We start from the raw sequence: 20444 nt of genomic DNA, 5'->3' as shown, positions 1-20444 counted from the left end.
ATGTCACTCACCATCCTCACCCTCGTCCTGGCCGTCTGGTTCGGACTGCTAGGCGCCACAAAGGTCGTGGCCATCCCTGCGATGGCCGAGCGAGCGGCTCATGTCGGGTTCAGCGTCGGCGCCTACCGGGTCATCGGTCTGCTCGAACTCACGGGTGTGATCGGCCTGTTCGTCGGATGGGCGGTCACTGGTGTCGGCGTCGCCGCCGCAGCGGGGTTCCTGCTGCTGCTCGCCGGTGCGGCCGTGGCGCACCTGCGTGCCGGGGACCGACTGCTCGGCGTGGCGCCGGCGGTTGTCTCGGCTGCCCTTGTGGCGGGCTACCTGGTCGTCCTCCTCTAGATCATCGTCGTAGAAGACAGTCGTACACCGTCGTACGAGAAATGGGCCGCAAGATGAGCAAGCAGGCACCCCCGAAACGGGGGCAGGCACCCGAAGCCGAGACGGTCGAGAGAACGTCGGTGCTGGTGGTCGGTGCGGGACCGGTCGGCCTGACGCTGGCCATGGAACTCGAACATCACGGCGTGGAGGCCCTGCTCGTGGAGAGGAACCTCTCCACGACTCGGCACCCGAAGATGGACGTCACCAACGGGCGCAGCATGGAGCTGTACCGGCGGCTCGGAGTCGCCGACGAGCTCCGCAAGATCGCCATCCCGGCCGATCAGCCCACCAGCGTGACGTGGGCGACGAGCGCGGTGGGGTGGAAGCTCGCCTCCTTCGACTATCCCAGTGTCGATGAGTTGCGCGAGACGATCCGTGAGCGCAACGACGGCACCCTCCCGCTGGAACCGTGGATGCGGGTATCCCAGGTCATCCTGGAGCCGGCGCTGAGGGACGTGCTGGAGGCCCGCTCGAAACATGTCAGGGTGCAGTACGGCTGGGGGCTGGAGAGCTTCGAGCAGGACGCCGAAGGGGTCACCGCCCACCTGGTGTCCGCGGACGGCAGCCGTCGGCGTACGGTCCGGGCGCAGTATCTCGCCGGATGCGACGGCGCCGGCAGCCGCACCCGCAGACAGCTCGGCATCGGCCTGGACGAGACCGATCTGCGCCGCATGCTCATCAAGGAACTCGGACTTCCGCGCACCGCGGCGATGCTGGCCCGCTCCTTCAGAGCGACGGGGGAGCGGCCGATGGACGGCCGCATCTACCTCGTGCATTTCACGACGCCCGAACCCGAGATCTTCCGGCGATTCGGAAACGTCTGGCACCTCCAGTCGCCGGAGGGCTGGACGGTGATCTCCCAGAACGACGGTGACACCTTTACCCTGCACGCCCCGCTCGGCGTGGGCATCGACGCCGACCGCATCGACCCCCGCGAGTTCGTCTACGAACGCATCGGGCGCCGCTTCGAGATGAACGTCCTGGTGGCCAACGCCTGGACACCGCGCCTCACCGTGGCCGACGCGTACGGCAGCGGCCGGGTATGGCTCGCCGGCGACGCCGTGCACCAGGTGCCCCCCACCGGGGGCTACGGAATGAACACCGGTGTCGGCGACGCGATCGGGCTCGGCTGGGCACTTGCCGCAGTGCTCCAGGGCTGGGGCACCCCCGGTCTGCTGCGCGCCTACGAACACGAGCGGCGAGGGGTGGCGCTGCGCAACCGCACAGCCGCCGCCCGGCACAGTGCCATACGGGGAGCGGTCAAGGCCGCGTACCGGACCGACGTCCACAGCGAACGCTGGGTCGGGGCCCGTGCCCGCATGCGGCTCGGGCGGGAGATCAGCGACCTGGGGAACCTGGAGAACGAGGCCCTCGGCATCGAACTCGGCTATCGCTACGACACCTCACCCGTCATGTGTCATGAGACCGCAAGCCGGCCCCCGCGCCAGACGATGGACGAGTACACCCCCAGCACCTGGCCGGGGGCCCGCCCACCGAGCGTTCTCCTCCAGGACGGACGGGCTCTGTTCGACCTCTTCCACCACCGTGGATTCACCCTGCTGCGGTTCGCCGACCAAGACGTCACCGCGCTCACCGGCGCCGCCGCCGAGCGGGGCGTGCCGCTGGAGGTCGTCGACGTGCGCGACGCACACGCGCGTGCGCTGTACGAGCGCGACCTCGTTCTCATCCGCCCTGACCAGCACGTCGCCTGGCGTGGAGACACCGCTCCGCTGGAGCCAGTGCGCGTCATGGACCGGATCCGGGGCGCCCACAACTGAGCCGCTCCGAGTAAAGCCACCCCGGACAGGGGGTGAGTGGGCGCCGGTGTATTGAGGGTGCGCCGGCGCCCACGGTTTCGGTCCATTTCGGCGTACGTGACTCATCGCCGAATAGATGATGCATCAACTTATGTGTGCGATGGGTGGTGCGTCATCCGTGATTCTCCATGGAGAGGTAGAACTGTCATGAGCGACAAGAAGATCATCGCGGTCGCGGGAGCGACAGGCGCGCAGGGCGGCGGTGTCGTGCGAGCGATTCTCGCTGATTCCCGCGCCGGGTTCGCCGTTCGCGCGCTCACCCGGAATCCGGACTCGCCCGCCGCCAGGGAACTCGCCCGGTTCGGGGCCGAGGTCGTGCGGGCGGACTTCCATGACGAGCCGACCGTGCACAGCGCGCTTAAGGGCGCCTACGGCGCCTTCCTCGTCACCAACTTCTGGGCGCACGGCTCAGCAGCCAAGGAATCGGAGGAGATCGACGTCCTGGTCCGGGCCGCCGACGGCGCGGGACTGCGGCACGTCGTCTGGTCGACGCTGGAGGACACCCGTGCACTCCTGCCGATCGACGATGACCGGATGCCTGTCCTGCAGGGCAAGTACAACGTGCCCCACTTCGATGCGAAGGGTGAGGGGGACGAACTGTTCAGGAAGGCCCACGTGCCCACCACCTTCCTGAGGACCACCTACTTCTTCCAAGGCTTCCTGCAGGGCCTCGGCCCAGTGCGCGCCGAGGACGGCGTGCTGACGCTGTCGCTGCCCCTTGAAGACGGGAAACTTCTCGCCGGTGTGGACGTGGCGGACATCGGTCGGACGGCCTACGCCATCCTGAAGGCCGGAGAACGGTACATCGGCAAGACGGTGAGTCTGGCCGGCGACCACCTGACCGGTGCGCAGTACGCGGAGAAGATGTCGGCTGCGCTCGGCGAGCCGGTGCGCTTCCAGCCTGTGCCGTACGACGTCTTCCGTGCCCTAGGCATCCCGGCAGGCGAAGAGATCGGCAACATGTTCCAGTTCTACGGCGACTTCGATCGGCAGTTCACCGGTGCCCGGGACCTGGATCAGTTGCGACAACTCAACCCTGAACTCAAGAACTTCGAGGCCTGGCTGGCCGGGAACGCCAGGAATCTCCTGGTGGGTTGAACGGGGGCGCCCTTCCGGTTGAGCGGCCACCAGCCCAGGGGGCTGTAGGTCCATGCGGAGTCTTGCACTCAACATTCGGGAAGGCGGCATCCATTGACTACGTCTGCGAACAGGTCGTAACCGGCGTGGTGATGTAGAGGGGAGTCGGGCCGGAGCGATTGCCGGCGAGCCGGCCGGACCTTCGTGCGTCGGCTCCTGTCTCTGCAGTGCGCCCGTGCCCGGCTGGGGCGTGGGCGGCGAACGGCACCTACTTGTCCAGGACTGCTCAGGGAGGTCCGGGCGACGGAGCCTGCTACGTGACAAAGGATCGGCGGTCACGCCAACTCCTCAGCAAGCGCCGTCGGGTTGGGTGTGCCGTACCTCTGGCGTGCTGTCAGCGTGGCTTGTCCGGCATGGATTTCACTCGCGCGTGGCAAGGGGCTGCACCAGGACGGGTGTGAAGTGTCTCGCCTTGTCAGAGTGCAGAAAACTGTCCATCCCTCTCAGGTATTCCAGAACACTGATGTTCTATGCGTCACATAGTTGACGCGAATTGAACACTGCTGTGCAATATGCCGCATCGCTCGGGACCGGGATGCGGTTCCGTGATCGCGCCCATGGCGCGAGGGCACTCACGACGCATTCCCGCTCACGATCGTCGGCGCTCGATATCCCAAGGAGGAACAACATGCCTGATGCCCCCGAAACCGTCGTGACCCAGGACCACGTCCCTGCCGAGCTTCCGGATGTTGTGGCGCGGCGTGGTCCGACGCGCCCGCGACCGGGCAGAGCGGCACGCGGCGTGCGGTGGTGCGGCGCAGCGGCCCTTCTGCTCGGTGCGATGTTCGTCAACCCCACGCCAGCCGCGGCGGACGACGCTCCCCGCTTCCACAACGACGCGTGTCACGACCTCCTGGCGTTCGTTCCCGTCGCGGCGGAGCGTGCGCGCCCGTACCTGCCGTCGCACTTCGAGCTGCTCGAGCCCGCGCCTGGGACGGCTCTGGCGATCGTGCGCTCGGCGCGATGCGAGCGGAAGGGGCCGGACGGGCAGACGGCGCCGACCGTCGAGGGCAACATGGCGTTGGCCATCGAGGATCCCGACGGCGGCCCCGCGGACCTGCCCGGGCTCGGTCTTGGGGACCCTCAGTCGATCGACCAGTACATGCTCTTCTGGGCACAGGACAACGAGGCCGCGGTCAACTGGCTCGGCATGACCCCCGGCGACGAAGCCGGACCGCTGACCGATGTCCTCTACACCCGGAACATGACCTGGTCGTTCAATCCTCTCCTCGGTCTCCTCGACCCGTCGTTCCGCTTCGAGGCCCGCTCGCCCGTCCTGTCGCCTTTCAGGATGCGGGCCGTGGCACAGAACATCCAGCCGGCGGGAACGAACCTGATCGGCACGGACATCTGGCTCGAGGACAAGCACGGCACCGTCAAAGTCGAGGCCACCTTCGAGGGCCTCCGGCCGGGAGCGGCCGTCGGGCGTATCGACGCCGCCCCCGGCAGCCAGATGGCCTCGATCCTCGGTTCGACGAGCGTTGCCGCGGCGATGGGTGAGTTCCATTGGACGGACAGCACCTATACGCGGCACAGCTGCGGCTGGCGCAAGACGGACGATCCGGTGCGCGAATGGACGGCCGACTGCGTAGCCCAGTAGCAGCCTGAACAGCGACAACACCTCGGCCGAGCAGGAGGACATGGGAGTCACCACGCGGTGTTGGACAAGGACTGCAACACCGCGTGCCTGATCCACCGTTGACCAGAGGGGGCTGCTCAGTGGGAGTAGTCGTAGAAGCCGCGACCGGCCTTTCTGCCCAGCAGGCCCGCGTCCACCATCCGCAGCAGCAGCGCGGGCGGAGAGTGAAGAGGTTCCTTGAACTCCTCGTACATCGAGTCTGCGATGGCCTTGAGAGTGTCGAGGCCGACCAGGTCTGCCAGGCGCAGCGGGCCCATGGGGTGGGCGCATCCCAGGATCATCCCGTCGTCGATGTCGTCAGCGGACGCGAAGCCGGATTCGAGCATGCGGATGGCTGAGAGCAGGTAGGGCACAAGCAGGGCGTTGACCACGAAGCCCGCCCGGTCCTGGGAACCGATGACCTGCTTGCCGAGCACGTCGGTGACGAAGTGCTCGATGCGTTCGCGTGTCCGATCGCTTGTCAGAAGAGAAGGCACCAGTTCCACGAGGCCCAGCACCGGGACCGGGTTGAAGAAGTGGACGCCGACGACCTGCTTCGGTCGCTCGGTTGCCATCCCCAACTTCATGATCGGTATGGACGACGTGTTAGAAGCGAGAATCGCGTCGCGGCGTGTAACCACTGCGTCGAGAACGGCGAATACCTCCGTCTTGACTCGTTCGTCCTCCGCCACTGCTTCGATCACCAGGTCGCGGTCGGCCAGATCCGCCAGATCCGTGGTGAAGCAGATCTGCTTCAGCGCTTGGTCGCGCTCCACCTCGTCGAGCTTGCCGCTGCGCAGGCCCCGGTCCAGGGAGGTGGCGATGCGCCGACGACCGGATTCGGCCGCTGCCTGTCCGGTCTCGGTGACCAGCACATCCAGGCCCGCACGGGCGCAGACCTCGGCGATGCCGCTCCCCATGAGGCCGGCGCCGACGACGCCCACGCGGCGGATGTCGTCGACCGTGGCGTCGACAGTGGGAGACATGGCCGGAGAGCCGGCCGTCGATGCAGCCATGACTGATTGCCTTCCTGGGGGTCGATGAGACGGCGAGGCCGAGCCCGGTTCCGGGCGCGTGCGCCGACCCGGGCGCCCGGAACCGGAGAGTGGGCCGTCTGCGGGGCCGCGGCCTGCAGAGCCGATGTTGATGAGTATCAACTTTAAATTGATGCTAGTCAACATCCAGTACGGCGAGGCACGCCTAGACTCGGCCTCTATGACCAACTCGACGCCGCGGATCGGCCGACCCCCTGCCGACCTGGCCCCGGCCACACTCGACGAGATCCTGGGCGCGGCCCTGCAGATGTTCGCGGACAAGGGGTACGACGGGGCGTCGGTCGCCGCACTGAACCGGCAACTGGGCGTGAGTCACAATCTGATCCACCAGCGCTTCGGCTCCAAGGAGAAACTCTGGTTCGCAGCCGTCGACCGGGCGTTCGGGGCCATCGCGGCCGAGTTGCGCTCAGAGCTGGAAGACACTTCTGGCGGGCCCTGGGAACAGTTCCGCCGCGTCATCGTGCGCTTCGTGCGGGTCAACGCCCGCCGGCCCGAGGTCCTGCGCCTGCTGACCGTCGAGGGTGTCGCGGAGACTCCCCGACTCCAGTATCTCTACGAGCGTCATGTGGACCCGCTGCTCGCTGCCACGACAGCTCCGATGCGCCGCCTGATGGGCGAGGGTGCCATCGCTCCTGTTTCCCTGCGCACCTTGTACTTCCTCATCGCCCACGGGGCCAGCGCCCCTTACGGCCTGATCGGATTGGCTCGCCGCATCGGCCCCGGAGATCCCCAGGACCCTCAGGCTGTGACCGACCATGCGAACCTCGTCGCCGACCTGATCCTCGACGGCTTGCGCAACCGCTGATCGGGCTTCTGTCGACCAGCGGGGCTGGTCTCCCCCGCATCGAGTCGTGTCCATCGTGAAGGACTGCAGGTCAAGTGGACTGGTATGTGCGGGTTGCGGTGTCTCGCCCACCCCTGATCTCGCCGCGGTGCGGGATCAGCAGCACCGCATGCCCCGCGGCCAACGCGTCCAGCTCGCTCCGGCGCCGACGGATCGTATGGAGACCCTCCTGCCAGGCACAGCAGCCCCTGAGAACCGACCCAACCAACCGGTCAGACGATCTTCACCATGGACACCGGCCGCCGACCAGCATGAGCGCACTGCAACCCGCGCACACCAGCCCATTTGACCTGCAGTCCTTCACCACACACGCGACTCGCTGAACGCAATTGTTCAACCGGACCTGAGAATGTTCCGTGAGAGCCCTTCTTGATCTGTTTGGGTAACGTCGTGCAGCGTGGCGACGGAACCAAGGAAGAGGATGCCGGTGAATGCGACGCGGAAGCGGATCAACGCCGCGGCGATGAGGCTCTTCGCCGAGCGGGGGACTACGGAACTGACCGTGAGCGAGCTGGCCACCGCGGCCGGTGTCGCCCGAGGGACGCTGTATCGCAACGTCGAATCCGTCGAGCAGCTCTTCGACCACGTCAGCGCCCAGCTCGCCCGCGACATCCACGACGCCAACGCCCGCGCCATGACGGCTCATGGCCAGACCGATCCGCCACTGAGACTGGCCACGGCCATTCGCATGCTTGTACGCCAGGCGCACTACGACGCCGCGATGGGTAGATTCCTCATCCGGTTCGGCCTGACCGACGAGTCGCTGCGCGAGGTACTGAGCGGTGCGCCGATGCATGACATCGAGGCAGGGATCGAGGCCGGCCGCTACCCCTTTGCCTCAGGCTTGAAGCTGAGCATCGCCTCGCTGATGACGGGCACTGTCGTCAGCGCGATGTGGATGGTCCTGGAGGGACACCAGGGCTGGCGGGAGGCCGGCGCCGGCGCTGCCGAACTCGTCCTGTGCGCCCTGGGCGTGCCTCATGAGGAAGCCCGGGCAATCGCCGAGGCTCAGCTGCCCGAACTGCCCGCGCTCTGAGTGGTCCGTCTTGTCGGGCCCGCCGCTCCTTGTCCGGCCCGGTCACAGGCTGAGCGTCCCGCAGCGGACCCGACCAGACGGTGGCGAAACCAGGTGCCTGATGGCCCTGCGACCGGCACTCCGAAGTCGCCGGGACTGCCAGCCATGCGCATCCGGCGACGAGGCGTAACGTCGTCAGGGTGGACTTCACAGCGGACAGTCTTGTGTCGCATGCCGCGGGTGAGCTCAGATCGCACATCATCGGTCTGATCCACGACGTGGAGCTGACGCTGCGGCGCGGGGTGCCCGAACTCTGGGACGCCCCGGAGATTGCCCGCATGACCTCGGACGCCGTCGCCGACCATATAGACGCTGTATTGGCCGGCCTCGAACGGGGTGTCGGGCCGGCTGGCATCGAGCCACCGGACATGGACCTCGGGCGCACACGTCTCCTGGCCCGCCACGGAGCGCCGGTGAGCGTGCTGCTCCGGGCCTTCCGGCTGGGAGAAGGCGTCGTACTCGACGGACTGCTACGCCAGATGCCCGGGTTCACAACCGACGCTGAGCTGATCAGCGCGGCGATGCGCGAGGCGCTCGCGATGATGACCAGCTACGTCGAATGCACGGCAGCGCAGGGTGTCGTCGCGTACCAGGAGGAACACGAGCGCCGAGTGCGCCGTCGGCTGGCGGCGGTGAGCGACGCCAGCATGCGCATCGGCACCACCCTCGACATCACTCGAACGGCTCAGGAACTAGCGAACCTCGCTACTGAGGACTTCTCGGACCTCATCACCGTCGACCTGCTGGACTCAGCGCTCCCCGAAGGTGATGTGCCGGTGCCGGATGCGGTCGTGCTGCGCCGGGTCGCTGAGCGGTCCGTGGTCGACCGCGACCCGAATCTGACGCCTGTGCGGCAGGAGACGTTCACCTACGAGGAGGGATCGCCTCAGGCGAGTGCCCTGGCCACCGGCCAATCCGCTCGCCATCACCTCGACGCTGGTCCACCGCTGCACGAGGACGTCGGCTGCAGCACCGATATGCACCCCGTCCATTCGATGCTGATCGTCCCTCTGTGCGCGCGGGGATCCATCCTGGGCGTCGCGCAGTTCTCGCGTCACTGCAATCCCGATCCCTTCGACGAGGACGACCTCCTGCTCGCCCATGAGGTCGTAGCCAGGGCCGCCGTGGCCGTGGACAACGCCAGCCGCTACACGAGTGCGCGAGCCACGTCACTTGCCCTGCAGCGGAGTCTGCTGCCGCAGCAGGCGCCAGAGCAGTCCGCCGTAGAAGTCGCCTGTCGCTATCTGCCAGCCGAGGCGCGGGTCGGGGTGGGCGGCGACTGGTTCGACGTCATCCCGCTCTCCGGAGCACGCGTCGCGCTGGTCGTCGGAGATGTGGTCGGCCACGGGATCCACGCCGCCGCCACCATGGGCCGACTCCGAACGGCGGTGCGTACGTTGGCCGACATCGACCTGCCGCCCGACGAACTGCTCACACACCTGGACGACGTCGTGCTCCGTCTCGCGGCCGACGCATCCATGAGCTTCGGCGAAGGAGCTGCCGGGGACATCGGTGCCACCTGCCTGTACGCGGTGTACGACCCGGTCTTGAGGAGCTGTTCCATGGCGCGCGCGGGGCATGTGCAGCCTGCGATGGTCAGTCGGGACGGCACCGTCGAGATCCTCGACCTGCCACCGGGCCCTCCGTTGGGGCTGGGGGGCCTGCCGTTCGAGGCGATGGAACTCGACCTGCCCGAAGAGAGTCTTCTGGCCCTCTACACCGATGGACTGATCGAGGCCCGCGATCGTGATGTCGACGAGGGGCTCAGGCTGTTGCGCAACACGCTGGCCCAGCCCAACGCCTCGCTTGAAGCCACGTGCGACATGCTGCTCGATGCGCTGCTGCCTGTCGGCCCGGGCGACGATGTAGCCCTTCTTCTGGCCCGTACCCACGCGCTAGGTGGCGATCAGGTCGCCACCTGGGATCTGGACCCCGACCCCTCGGTGGTGTCGTGGGCTCGCTCACGCGTGTCTGGGCAGCTTACCGTTTGGGGGAGGGAGGAACTCGACTTCACCGCCGCGTTGGTGGTCAGCGAACTGGTCACCAATGCGATCCGCTACGGTCGACCCCCCATCCGGTTGCGCCTGATCCATGACGGCACGCTCACCTGTGAAGTCTCCGACGCCGGCAGCACCACCCCGCATCTGCGCCGGGCCCGAGTCTTCGATGAGGGTGGTCGCGGACTCCTCCTCGTTGCCCAGTTCGCCCAGCGGTGGGGCACGCGGCACGCCCGCGGGGGCAAAACCGTCTGGGCCGAGCTGAACGAGACGTCCGGCTTCTCGGCGTGGAATTTTGCCGAGCTCCTGGATCCGGACGTCGATACGGCCCAGCGCTGAGGTGTCCCGCCTCCAAGCGCATCTAGTTGATGCATCAACAGGTCTGGCCTAAGGTGTCCTGTTGTATCCGGTTTCTCGATGTGCCCTGGGTTCATGCCGTCGAGTTCTGGCCCGGCTCCGGAGGCGCGGTGCGACCTGTCCTGCCCTGACTGTGACGGCCGCGTCTCCGGTCCCCACGCCGTGATCCGGTATTGCTCAGGGTGAGGGGCATCGTACAGTCGGTTGACACATCAACCCGCTATCGGTGATGCTCCTACTGCTCACCCGGCCCTGCACCCACGGCGGCTCAAGCGTAGGCACGCTGTAGGGGAGGGCTTGTTTCGGCCTGCGGATCTGTACCCAGGCCTGTGTCCGCATTCACCGCCGCACCCGATGCACCACACAATGTGCCGGGTGACGGCGGATGCGAATGGCTCGTCCCTTACCCGATGACGAACTGCGCGTATGCGGGCGCGCTCCGTATGTGCCCGTCCCCGCACTGCTCAGAGGCTTCCGTGCATCCTTCTGTCAAGCCGGTACCTTCCGGTCCCCAACCGGCATCCCACAGCCCGCGTGATGTTCCGCTGCCGCCAGGCGCTGAACATCTCCGAGAAGCCATGCGCCGTGTTCAGCGCACGTTGCTCGTGGTCAACGTGGTTCCTCTCGTCGTCGGCAGTCTGCTCTCCTCGTTCACCGACATTCCAGCGATCTTCCTGTATCGCCGTCTTACCCTGGGCATGGTGTGGGGACTCCTGCAGATATGCCTCTTTGTCATCACCGCTTGGCTGTTCGAGCTGCGTTCCCAACGGTTGTGTGATCCCGTCGAGGTGTCCCTGAACTCCGATCTCTCGCAGGTGAAGTGGTGACACTCGATTTCCTGAGCGCGGGCGTATTCGACCAGGTCGGGTCGGATGCCAGGCGACCGGTGATCATGGCCTTCATGGTCTTCGTCGGTGCGACTCTCCTGTGGCTCCTCATGCTTGCAGCGGTGGAGGAGGACACTCCGGAAAAGCTCTTCGTCGCCAACCGCTCGCTGTCTCCGGTGTTTAACGGGTTCGCTATGGCGGGCGAGCACATTTCGGTTCTAACCCTGTTGGGAGCTTCCGGGGTTGTTGCTCTTTTCGGCTATGACGGAGTCACCTTTGCCGTCGATGGCTTGCTGACACTCGGCGTGATGCTGATCCTGGCCCAAAGGATACGCAATAGCGGTCGCTATACTCTCGGTGACATTTTCGCCCTGCGTGCATCAGGGGTGCGACCTCGGATTGCCGCAAACTTGGTGACGTTGGTCATCACGATTCCGGTGCTCTTGGTCCAGCTGCGAGCCGCCGGTGTCAGCGTCGCCTTCCTGATAGGGCTGCCGAGCGCTGAGGCCCAGGTGCTCTGTACGGTGCTGATGGGAGGTCTCGTCACCTGTCTCGCCGTGGTCGGTGGCCTCCGGGGTACGAGCTTCATTCACGTGGTGAAAGTGCCCGTCACCTTGGCGGCCCTTGCGGCGGTAGTGTTCCTGACTCTTGGCGAGTTCTCCTGGGATCCCGGACGCTTCCTTTCCGCTGCGATCGAGCGGAGTGTCGCACCGGACGATTATCTTGCCCCCGGGCTCTGGCCGTACACCGAGGCCTTCGGACCGTTGAACACCCTCGGCAACCACATAGTAGTGATTCTCGGGGCGGCCGTGCTGCCTCAGATGATCCTGCGTGTCAACGCCTCGCAGACCGGACGCGCGGCGAGACGTTCCATGAGCATCGCTGTAGGACTCGTCGGTGCCTTCGTCATATTGCTGATCGCTGCCGGGTTTGCGGCTTCCGCCGTGGTAGGGGGTAAGAGCCTCTATGCGGTCGACGTCTCCGGGCAGTCTTCCTTCATCTCGTTGGCTGCCGGTGTGCTCGATGACGGTTCGGCGGCGCGTGTTGCCCTCATCACCGTCGTGGCCTGTGTCGTGTTCCTCGCTGTCCTCACCACAGTGGCCAGTGCGACCTTCGCTGCCGCTGTCTCGCTGACGCATGACGCTTCTGCGCGAGGGGTCACGCGACAAAAGGGAGAACATTTCGGGACTCGCGGAAGGGAAGTGCGCAGAGTGCGCCGGACAGCTGTGTTCGTGGGTATCTCGGGTCTTTCTTTGTCAGCCGTTACTCATCGGTACCCGATGGAGTTCCTGGCCACTTTTTCACTGAGTGTTGCCGCGTCATGTATTTTCCCGGCACTGATCTACTCGTTCTTCTGGCGTCGTTTCAATCAGCGAGGGATGTTGTGGTCGGTATACGGCGGCCTCGCAATCTGTCTCATTCTCACAGCTTTCTCGCCAACTATTTCCGGCACCGCCTTCGCGTTGTGGCCGGACGTACATTTCGATTGGTACCCGCTTCAGAGTCCGGGAATTGTTTCCGTGCCAGCGGCGTTTGTCCTCGGTTGGCTCGGTAGTGTCACGCCACCGGAAAATCCAGAATGTGACTTCCGGAACATCGAATACAAGAGCCTGACAGGCAAGGAACTGACCCCATGAGGAACGGGCAGATGTTCCGGCGCTGAACCGGCGTTGTCTCGTTGGCTGCAGGTGCGCTTACGAAGTGCTACCTGGATGCGCCCGGCCAGACGTCTTCGACATGGAAGCGGGGCGAACACGGGCGCTCGCCCCGCCCTGATCATGCTGGTGGCGTCACGCACATGGGCAGTCGGAAGTGCAACGGGGGCAGTGTGCGTGGTCGGAAGTGTCCTTGTGGGCCGTGTCCGGTTCGACGATCTTTCGCACATTCCCTGTGCGTGTTGCGCGGACTGCCCAGACGAACGCGTAGACAACAGCGAGCCCCGCGAGAAGCCGGGTGGTGTCGGGCATGCCGATGGTCGTGGCCAAAGGCGCCACCGCGAGAGACGACACACCTTGGAAAGCGGACGAGAGGCCGAAGACGAGGACCATCACACGGCCGCGTATGTGGTCGGGTGTCGCGAGCTGGAGGCCGTTGACAGCGAGGATCGCGCACGCGCCCACTCCGATGTGGCCGACCAGTGCTGCGGCCGTGCCGGGGCCAAGGGCGGTGACCTGGGCCAAGCCAAGATAGCCGACCCCGAAGAGGGCGAGGCCGGCTCCGGCTGCGCGCAGTCTCCGACGCATCGACCCGGCGGCGAGCCGCCGGCCGAGAAAGGGACCGAGTACGGCGCCGAACCCCTGTGCCAGATACAGGGCCCCAACACCGGCGTCGCCGACATGAAAGCGGTCGAGCGCGTACACAGGTAACAGACCAACCATGCTGTAGCAGAGGCGTAGCCCCACAGTCAGCCACAGAAATGCGGATACCACGGGGGTGGACCGCACAAAGGTCCAGAGTTCGGCCGTATCCGCCCGCATCCGGATCCGACGAGTCGTGACCGCCTTGGAGAGCGGCTGTCTGATCCTCGCTATGAGGAGCGCGGAGACCGCGAAGGACACACCGTCGATGACGAGAGTTGCCGAGGCACCCCATGCCGCTGAGACCACGCCGCCCAGGCCGGCTCCCACCAACAGGCCCGCCGAGTACAGGCTTCCGAGGGCCGTTTGTGCCAGTGGCAGTTCGCCGGAGGTGGCGAGATTCGGCAGTGCGGCCTCGGGGATGGGGCCCGCAGCGGCGGCGGCGACGGACAGCCCTGCAAGGCAGCCAAGGGCCAGTGGAACGGACTGGGTGTGAAAGGCGACCAGCAGGCCGGCGACTGGAATGATCGCGCCCAGGTCACACACGATGCGCAGGCTTTGCCGGTCGAACCTGTCGGTGAGCGGGCCGATCAGCGGCAGCAGTACGACCCCGGGTAGCGAGTTGACGGCGAACAACAGTGCTGTCCAGCCTGCCGAGCCCGTATGGCGATAGATGAAGGTGCTGAGGGCGACGAAAGTGAACCAGTCACCGATCAGACTGAGGGCGGAAGCGCAGAAGAGGCGTCGGAAGTCGCCGTTGTCGCGCAGGAGCGCGACGAGACTTGTGTGAGGGCGCCGTCGGGTGAAGAGCACCAGTGACTCCAGCAGTGTGACGTCCCGGACGATGACCGGGACGAACGACGGAATGACGTCGTGAAGGTCCGTGGCCTGCGGACGACGACGGACCGATCGCTGGTCAGTCACAGAGGTGATGCATGACAGGCATCGTACGGGTGATGCCGCCGTGCTTGGTCGGAGACGGCCAGAATGCGCTTCGGAGGTAAGGAGGGCTGCCGGTACTGGCCTGGCGAATCGAAACGGACATGACCGCTGCCGCAGCCTGACTGTTGATCAAGGGCTTTGAGGCACGAGGCTGAATGCCCTACGGCCGCCGATCGAGGCGGATGACTCGTCAACCGCTTTACACTTTGGCCTCATGAACGACGCGGCAGTGCCATGGTTGACGCCGGATGAGCAGCACGCGTGGCGGAGCTTCGTCCGGCTGAACGAGAGGCTCGAGGGCCGGCTTGCGCGCCGGCTGCAGACGGAGTCGAAGCTGTCGGCCGCGGACTATGCCGTGCTGGTCAATCTCACGGATGTGGGGGATGGGCGGCAGCGCTATCAGGATCTGGCGCGTGAATTGGAGTGGGAGAAGAGCCGGATGTCCCACCACATCGCCCGGATGGCCGGACGGGGGCTGGTGGTGCGGGAGGACTGCCCGGACGATGGACGTGGGGCCTACGTGGTGATCACTGCTGCAGGGCAGGCCGCGATCGAGACTGCGGCACCGCGACATGTCACGGCGGTGCGCGAGCTGTTCCTCGACCACGTCACGCCCGCCGAGCTGCGGTTGCTGGCAGAGATGTCGGAGAGAATCGTCCAGAGGATGGACGAGGACCCGCGTTGATCCGGTCGATTCCAGGAGTGTGTAAGTAGGGCTGTCCAGGTCACGGAGACTCGTGGCCTAGAGGTCGATGGGCGGCGTGTGGTTCTTCAGGGACTGTGGCGGAGTCAGTCGACTGGGGCCATCCAGTGGGGCGATGGCGTCCATGAGTAGGTCCAGGTAGCGGCGCCAGCCGTCCGACCCGGGTTCGAAGGACGGGAAGGTCCCCACCAGCATCAGCACGATCCGAGGTACGTCGTCGGCGACGAGGTCCGCTCGAACCACTCCGCTGAGCTGACCGCGCTCGATCATCTGACTCGCCGGTTCGAAGAATCGCTGCGCGACGTCCAGGGTCATCGCGCCGATATTGGAGGCGGCGGCGAGCGTGCCGCGTTCCTCCGCGGCAGCGGACACCCCTGCCTCAAGAGCGAGCCGGATGGCCCTGCGCGTGTCCGGCTCGTGCCGTATCGCTTCCAGCACAGGGTTCAGCCGGGCGCTGAGGCGCTGCTCCAGAACGGACTTGACCAGATCCTCGCGGCGCGGGAAGCGGCGGTAGACGGTGGCGATCCCAACGCCCGCCTCGGCGGCGATCTCGTCCATGGGTACGTCGTAGCCGCCCCGGACGAACACGGCGTGCGCCGCGTCGATGATGCGTTGGACGTTTCTGGCCGCGTCGGCTCGCAGGGGCCGGATCTGAGTGGACACGCCTCACTCTATCAAGCGATATGCCTCTATCATTTTGACCTCATCTAACTGATAGCATCCACTCAGTTATTGGCTTGTGTGCAGGTGGGACGTGTCATCGCTCCGCTGCGGTCGTGTCCACAACCGTGCTCTGCTCCTTCACGGCCTCACGCGTTCGGCCCGCACCCGGCTGCTTCTCCACGAACACCAAGGGGTTGATGAGATGTCGCACCGCCTGTCACGACGTCGGCTACTGAAGACCGGACTCGGAGCCGGTCTGGCCGGCAGCCTGGGGCTGGCGTACCCGTACTTCTCGCAGGCGTCGGACAGCGCGGATCCGCGCACCTTCCCGTCCCCTTACCTGGAGCCCTACGTCGACGAACTGCCCGTGCCGCCGGTGGTCCGCGGCGACCGCACCCTGGCGGTCGCCGGCGCGCGTCACCGGTTCCACCGGGACCTCAACCCCGCACCCACGTGGGGTTATGGCGGTCAGGCGTATCTCGGCCCGACCGTCGACGCACATGCCCATGAATCCCTGGAGCTGACGTTCGAGAACCAGTTGGGCATGCACCTGTTCGCGAAGGACATCGACACCTCACTGCACGGCGCCACCGAGGCAGCCCGCACCATGCCGCCGGTATCGGTGCACCTGCACGGGGCCGTGGCGCCGCCGGACATGGACGGGCATCCCGAGGACGTCTTCGTGCCCGGCGGCTCGCGTCGCCATCGCTATGACAACCCCCAGGAGGCTGCCCACCTTTGGTACCACGATCACGCGGAGGGACTCACCCGCCTCAACGTGTTCGGCGGGCTCGCCGGGATGTACCTGCTGCGGGACGGCTTCGACACCGGCGGGGTGGACAACGCCTGGGGGTTGCCGAGCGGTGAGTTCGAGATGCCGCTGGTCCTTCAGGACCGTCGGTTCCATGAGGACGGGTCGCTCAACTTCCGCACCCTGACCAGCATCCCCGAGGGCAAGTGGGACCCGGGGCAGATCGGCGACCTCATGACGGTGAACGGGGTCGTCTCCCCGTATTACCGCGTCGCCAAGGGCCTGTACCGGTTCCGGGTGGTCAACGGTTCGAACTACCGCAGCTACCACTTGTTCTTCAGCAACCGCATGGCGTTCTGGGTGGTCGGCAACGACGGCGGCGTGCTCGACACCTCGGTGCTCACCACGTCCGTGCGGCTCACTCCTGGCGAACGCATCGACCTGGTTGTCGACTTCTCCCGGCTGTCCAAGGGGGAGCGGGTCGAGCTCACCAACGACCAGGAGGAAGTGCCGATCATCAAGCTCGTCAGCGGCGCCGAACCCCTCCCGCATCTCGTACGGTTCATCGGTACCGGCGTCACCGGGCACACGGCGACCCCGCCGGCCCGTTTGCGCGGCGGAGCCGGACGTCCGCCTCTGCTGCCGCGCCCGGAGACTCCCGTCCGGACGCGTGTCGTCGCACTGACCCAGGACGGTGACCTGAAGCGCTGGCCGCCGGTGGGCATGTCGCTGAACAACCTGTCCTTCACCGACGAGGACATCGAGATGCCCCGGCAGGGCACCACGGAGCTGTGGGAGATCGTCAACGCCACGGTGGAGGAACACCCGGTGCACCTGCACTTGGTGAACATGCGGATTTTGAACCGCCAGGAGTTCAGGCTGGGTGCTTACCTGCTGGCCAATCCGCGACCGCCGAAGGGCACGCGGTGGGCGCCCTCACCCGCACGGTTCCTCAAGGGTGAGCCGGAGCCGCCCGCGGCGTGGGAGGCCGGGGCGAAGGACACCGTTGCCTGCCCGGAGGGCATGGTGACGCGCGTGCTGGTCCGGTTCCCCTCGGCGGACGAGCTCGGCTTCGACCCGGATGCAACATGGGAGGCCGCAGGGGGCGGACACTCGATGGAGGGGATGGAGGCGGACCAGCAGAGCCATACGTTGCAGGGCTATGTGTGGCACTGCCACATCCTCGATCACGAGGACGACTGCATGATGGCGCGTTATCGCCTGGTTGAATCCTGACCTTGGGTTTCGTACCGCGAGAGCGGCCACACGACGCCTTTCGCCGTCGCCGACTCGCGGCACCTTCCGGGTGCGGGACACTCCGGCAGGGGCCGACGAGGCCTCTTTGGCGCGCCTCCGAGCCCTGTGTCTTGCCGGCGTAAGGGCCGCTGCCAGGTTCAGCGGTCCTGGCTGAAGGGGTGGCTGAAACCCTGGGCGGAGATGAGCGCGGCAGCCTCCGTGAGATCCGTGGCGAAGCGTTCGACGGCCTCGTAGGAGAAGCGATTGCTGGGCCCGCTCACGGAGAGAGAAGCAATGACCCTGCCTGAGCGGTTGGTCACCGGGACGGCGACGGCAGTCAGCCCCTCGTCGAACTCGCTGCTGCTGACGGCATAGCCGCGGTCCGCCGCCTCCTGCGCCCAGCTGAGTAGCTGTGGCGCGTATGTCTCGCCATGGGGGGAGGCGGCGGCAATGCGGCGTGCCTGCGTTTCGGAGGCGTCGCGAAGAAGAATCTTGGAGGATGCGCCAGCCCACAGTGGCTGTTCGTCGCCGACGTCGACGACGTGACGCAGCGGGAGCGGGCTCTCCTCGTGTGCGACACAGACGCGGCGCACGTCACGGGCGACGAAGACGTTGACCGTTTCCCCCGACCTGTCTGCGAGGTCGCGCATGACCTTGCGGGTTTCTTGCGGCACTTCCCACTGGCTGCGGGCGAGGTAGGCCCAGCGCCACAGGCCGGGGCCGACGGTGTAACCCAGCGGGTGGGATGACAGCAGGCCGGTCTCCTCAAGGGTCTGGACCAGGCGTAGTGCGGTCGTCTTGGCCAGTCCGGTGGTGTCGGTGATCTGGCGCAGAGTGATGACAGGACGGTCCTCGCTCAGCAGACCCAGAATGTCCACAGCGCGCCGTACGCTGCGCACGCCCGTGCCGTTCGGTTCCTTGACCGCCTCGGCCGCTGTGTCCCTGTCATCCACGTAGGTCCCTCCCCGCACTGGTCATCGATGGACGGCCCCTGGTGCGGGGCGCGCTCAGCCATGACGGTAGTCCACCAGGCGGATCTCTGGAACCGTAAAGACTGAGAAATCTTGTCGTAACCCTTGAAGCCGGAAACGGCGAACCGTATGTTTCCGCTACTTGGTCCAATCGTTCCGCTGAGTGGACCGCACCTTTGGGTCGCCGCCCCATACCGTCGGCGATGGCCCGGTTTGCCGGTACGGCCGCTCCACACCCGCCGAGCGCCCGCCTTTGCCGGTATCCGTCCCCACCGTAGCCATTCGTGTCCCGAACCTCATTTGCCGCGCCCCGCTCGTGCGGCTCGGTCGGGCGCGAGAGGCGCAGCCTCCAAGGGAGTATCTGATGAGCAAGGAGCGACAGCAGGTCGCGGCCGCCGGGTCCACGAACCCCGGTGTGGCGAGAAGGGCGGCGATCGCGAGCTTCATGGGAGCGGTTGTCGACTGGTACGACTTCTTCCTCTACGGCATCGTCGCCGGCCTTCTGTTCGGCGATCTCTTTTTCCCCGACGCCTCGCCGGCCGTCGGGACGCTGGCCGCGTGGGCCACGTTCGGGGTTGGATTTCTCTTCCGGCCGCTGGGCGGGATCGTCTTCGGTCACTTCGGAGACCGGCTGGGCCGCAAACGGATGCTGGTCCTCACCATGTTGATCATGGGTGTGGCCAGCACGTTGATAGGCGTACTGCCGACCTATGCGCAGGCCGGGGTCTGGGCCCCCGTGCTGCTGGTCGTGCTGCGGGCCGCTCAGGGCTTCGCGGTCGGCGGAGAGTGGGGCGGTGCCGCGCTGATGGCGGTGGAAAACGCACCCGCCAAGTGGCGCTCCCTCTTCAGCAGCGGCGTCCAGGTGGGTGCCTCGGTCGGTCTGCTCCTCGCCACACTCGTTACCAAGATCATGTCGGGTGCCACCACCGACGCGGCCTTCCGCTCCTGGGGCTGGCGCGTTCCCTTCCTGGTCAGCGCGGTCCTGGTGATCGTCGGCCTGGTCGTGCGGGCCAAGGTCGAGGAGTCCGAGGTCTTCACCAAGAAGGTCGCCTCGATGAGTGAGGAGACCAAGCCCCGCGTCCCCCTGATCGCCGCAGTGAAGTCGAACCCCAAAGGCTTCTTCGCCATCATCGGGCTGCGTTTCGTGGAACTGTTCACCTTCTACGGGGTGACAACCTTCGGCCTCGCCTACGGCACGGACGAACTGGGCCTGAACCGCGACAGCTTGCTCAACGTCAACCTGGCTGTGGGCGGCCTCGCCGTCCTGACCATCCCGGCTTTCGCCTACCTCGCCGACCGTTTCGGCCGTCGCAAGGTGTACTGCTGGGGTGCTCTGGCGGGTGTGGTGAGTGCGGTGCCGTACTTCTGGGCCATGGAGTCGGGTTCGCTGGTACTGATCGTCGCCTGTGCCGTGCTGCTGGTGAACGTCGCCCACGACATGGCGGTCTCCGTTCAGCAGTCCCTGTTCACCGACATGTTCGGTCCCGAGTACCGCTACAGCGGCGCCGGCGTCGGCTACCAGTTGGCGAGCGCGGTCGGCGGTGGATTCACACCGTTCATCGCCAGCTCGTTGGTGATCTGGGCCGACGGCAGTTGGAGCCTGGTCGCCGCCTACATCGCTCTTGGCTGCGCCGTCTCCTTCCTCGTCGCGCTGCGGATGCGCGGCGACGACGCCGTGGCAGGCTCCCTGGAGTCCACGCAGGCGCGTGCCACCGCAAGGGAAGGTGCGACCGCCTGAGCTCTGCGCTCCGGTCCAGGTGCCGCCGACATCTGCTC

Annotated in this window: 16 protein-coding genes; 12 read left to right on the top strand and 4 right to left on the bottom strand. The window is 66.3% G+C overall.

Features of this window, described 5'->3' with window-relative positions; all coding sequences use genetic code 11:
• The 4 genes from MQP27_RS06040 (at position 1) to MQP27_RS06025 (ending at position 4932) form a co-directional block, all read left to right on the top strand.
• Positions 1-339, top strand: coding sequence for a DoxX family protein (locus tag MQP27_RS06040; protein ID WP_242761975.1), 339 nt, complete (start codon positions 1-3; stop codon positions 337-339).
• Between the two features lie 53 nt (positions 340-392).
• The gene (locus MQP27_RS06035) at positions 393-2156 is read left to right on the top strand and encodes an FAD-dependent monooxygenase (RefSeq protein ID WP_242761973.1); all 1764 of its coding nucleotides are present in this window, start codon (positions 393-395) and stop codon (positions 2154-2156) included.
• A 186-nt stretch (positions 2157-2342) separates the two neighbouring features.
• Complete coding sequence (locus MQP27_RS06030; protein ID WP_242761970.1) at positions 2343-3293, top strand: NmrA/HSCARG family protein; 951 nt, start codon at positions 2343-2345, stop codon at positions 3291-3293.
• 667 nt (positions 3294-3960) lie between these two features.
• Positions 3961-4932 (top strand): hypothetical protein, encoded by a 972-nt coding sequence (locus MQP27_RS06025; protein WP_242761968.1) that lies wholly within the window; start codon positions 3961-3963, stop codon positions 4930-4932.
• Between the two features lie 116 nt (positions 4933-5048).
• Here the strand turns inward: MQP27_RS06025 and MQP27_RS06020 are convergent, their stop codons facing one another.
• Positions 5049-5966 carry a 3-hydroxybutyryl-CoA dehydrogenase gene (locus tag MQP27_RS06020; protein ID WP_278195737.1) on the bottom strand — a complete coding sequence of 306 codons (918 nt, stop codon included), beginning with the start codon at positions 5964-5966 and terminating at the stop codon, positions 5049-5051.
• A gap of 199 nt (positions 5967-6165) precedes the next feature.
• On the opposite strand from MQP27_RS06020, the gene MQP27_RS06015 reads away from it, so the two are divergent.
• From MQP27_RS06015 to MQP27_RS05995, 5 genes are all read left to right on the top strand, one after another.
• Positions 6166-6810 (top strand): TetR/AcrR family transcriptional regulator, encoded by a 645-nt coding sequence (locus tag MQP27_RS06015; RefSeq protein ID WP_242761966.1) that lies wholly within the window; start codon positions 6166-6168, stop codon positions 6808-6810.
• Between the two features lie 460 nt (positions 6811-7270).
• Positions 7271-7885 carry a TetR/AcrR family transcriptional regulator gene (locus MQP27_RS06010; RefSeq protein ID WP_242761964.1) on the top strand — a complete coding sequence of 205 codons (615 nt, stop codon included), beginning with the start codon at positions 7271-7273 and terminating at the stop codon, positions 7883-7885.
• Positions 7886-8064: 179 nt separating this feature from the next.
• Positions 8065-10260 (top strand): ATP-binding SpoIIE family protein phosphatase, encoded by a 2196-nt coding sequence (locus MQP27_RS06005; RefSeq protein WP_242761961.1) that lies wholly within the window; start codon positions 8065-8067, stop codon positions 10258-10260.
• Positions 10261-10856: 596 nt separating this feature from the next.
• Positions 10857-11105, top strand: a complete 249-nt coding sequence (locus MQP27_RS06000) for a hypothetical protein (protein WP_242761959.1) — start codon at positions 10857-10859, stop codon at positions 11103-11105.
• The gene (locus MQP27_RS05995) at positions 11102-12742 is read left to right on the top strand and encodes a sodium:solute symporter family transporter (protein ID WP_242761957.1); all 1641 of its coding nucleotides are present in this window, start codon (positions 11102-11104) and stop codon (positions 12740-12742) included. Before MQP27_RS06000 ends, MQP27_RS05995 begins: the two co-directional genes overlap by 4 nt.
• Before the next feature lie 153 nt (positions 12743-12895).
• On the opposite strand, the gene MQP27_RS05990 is transcribed toward MQP27_RS05995, so the two are convergent.
• Positions 12896-14326, bottom strand: a complete 1431-nt coding sequence (locus MQP27_RS05990) for an MFS transporter (protein ID WP_242761955.1) — start codon at positions 14324-14326, stop codon at positions 12896-12898.
• Between the two features lie 232 nt (positions 14327-14558).
• Here MQP27_RS05990 and MQP27_RS05985 point away from each other — a divergent pair, with 232 nt between their 5' ends.
• The gene (locus tag MQP27_RS05985; protein WP_242761953.1) at positions 14559-15029 is read left to right on the top strand and encodes a MarR family winged helix-turn-helix transcriptional regulator; all 471 of its coding nucleotides are present in this window, start codon (positions 14559-14561) and stop codon (positions 15027-15029) included.
• 57 nt (positions 15030-15086) lie between these two features.
• Here MQP27_RS05985 and MQP27_RS05980 read toward each other — a convergent pair whose 3' ends face one another.
• The gene (locus MQP27_RS05980) at positions 15087-15710 is read right to left on the bottom strand and encodes a TetR/AcrR family transcriptional regulator (RefSeq protein ID WP_242761951.1); all 624 of its coding nucleotides are present in this window, start codon (positions 15708-15710) and stop codon (positions 15087-15089) included.
• 202 nt (positions 15711-15912) lie between these two features.
• On the opposite strand from MQP27_RS05980, the gene MQP27_RS05975 reads away from it, so the two are divergent.
• Positions 15913-17697 carry a multicopper oxidase family protein gene (locus MQP27_RS05975; RefSeq protein ID WP_242761949.1) on the top strand — a complete coding sequence of 595 codons (1785 nt, stop codon included), beginning with the start codon at positions 15913-15915 and terminating at the stop codon, positions 17695-17697.
• Positions 17698-17855: 158 nt separating this feature from the next.
• Here the strand turns inward: MQP27_RS05975 and MQP27_RS05970 are convergent, their stop codons facing one another.
• Positions 17856-18650 (bottom strand): IclR family transcriptional regulator, encoded by a 795-nt coding sequence (locus MQP27_RS05970; RefSeq protein ID WP_242761947.1) that lies wholly within the window; start codon positions 18648-18650, stop codon positions 17856-17858.
• Between the two features lie 382 nt (positions 18651-19032).
• On the opposite strand from MQP27_RS05970, the gene shiA reads away from it, so the two are divergent.
• Complete coding sequence (gene shiA / locus MQP27_RS05965) at positions 19033-20406, top strand: shikimate transporter (protein WP_242761945.1); 1374 nt, start codon at positions 19033-19035, stop codon at positions 20404-20406.
• The last annotated feature ends 38 nt before the right edge of the window (positions 20407-20444 follow it).

The organism is Streptomyces cylindrosporus (genome assembly GCF_022698165.1).
Classification (GTDB): Bacteria; Actinomycetota; Actinomycetes; order Streptomycetales; family Streptomycetaceae; genus Streptomyces; species Streptomyces cylindrosporus.
The sequence above is the reverse complement of the archived record's forward strand: the minus strand, read 5'-3'. Positions and strand labels throughout refer to the sequence as shown.

Excerpts from the sequence above, each read along its gene's own strand:
- MQP27_RS06040 (WP_242761975.1), top strand. The coding sequence starts at position 1 with ATGTCACTCACCATCCTCACCCTCGTCCTGGCCGTCTGGTTCGGACTG.
- MQP27_RS06035 (WP_242761973.1), top strand. The coding sequence starts at position 393 with ATGAGCAAGCAGGCACCCCCGAAACGGGGGCAGGCACCCGAAGCCGAG.
- MQP27_RS06030 (WP_242761970.1), top strand. The coding sequence starts at position 2,343 with ATGAGCGACAAGAAGATCATCGCGGTCGCGGGAGCGACAGGCGCGCAG.
- MQP27_RS06025 (WP_242761968.1), top strand. The coding sequence starts at position 3,961 with ATGCCTGATGCCCCCGAAACCGTCGTGACCCAGGACCACGTCCCTGCC.
- MQP27_RS06020 (WP_278195737.1), bottom strand. The coding sequence starts at position 5,966 with ATGGCTGCATCGACGGCCGGCTCTCCGGCCATGTCTCCCACTGTCGAC.
- MQP27_RS06015 (WP_242761966.1), top strand. The coding sequence starts at position 6,166 with ATGACCAACTCGACGCCGCGGATCGGCCGACCCCCTGCCGACCTGGCC.
- MQP27_RS06010 (WP_242761964.1), top strand. The coding sequence starts at position 7,271 with ATGCCGGTGAATGCGACGCGGAAGCGGATCAACGCCGCGGCGATGAGG.
- MQP27_RS06000 (WP_242761959.1), top strand. The coding sequence starts at position 10,857 with ATGCGCCGTGTTCAGCGCACGTTGCTCGTGGTCAACGTGGTTCCTCTC.
- MQP27_RS05985 (WP_242761953.1), top strand. The coding sequence starts at position 14,559 with ATGAACGACGCGGCAGTGCCATGGTTGACGCCGGATGAGCAGCACGCG.
- MQP27_RS05975 (WP_242761949.1), top strand. The coding sequence starts at position 15,913 with ATGTCGCACCGCCTGTCACGACGTCGGCTACTGAAGACCGGACTCGGA.
- shiA (WP_242761945.1), top strand. The coding sequence starts at position 19,033 with ATGAGCAAGGAGCGACAGCAGGTCGCGGCCGCCGGGTCCACGAACCCC.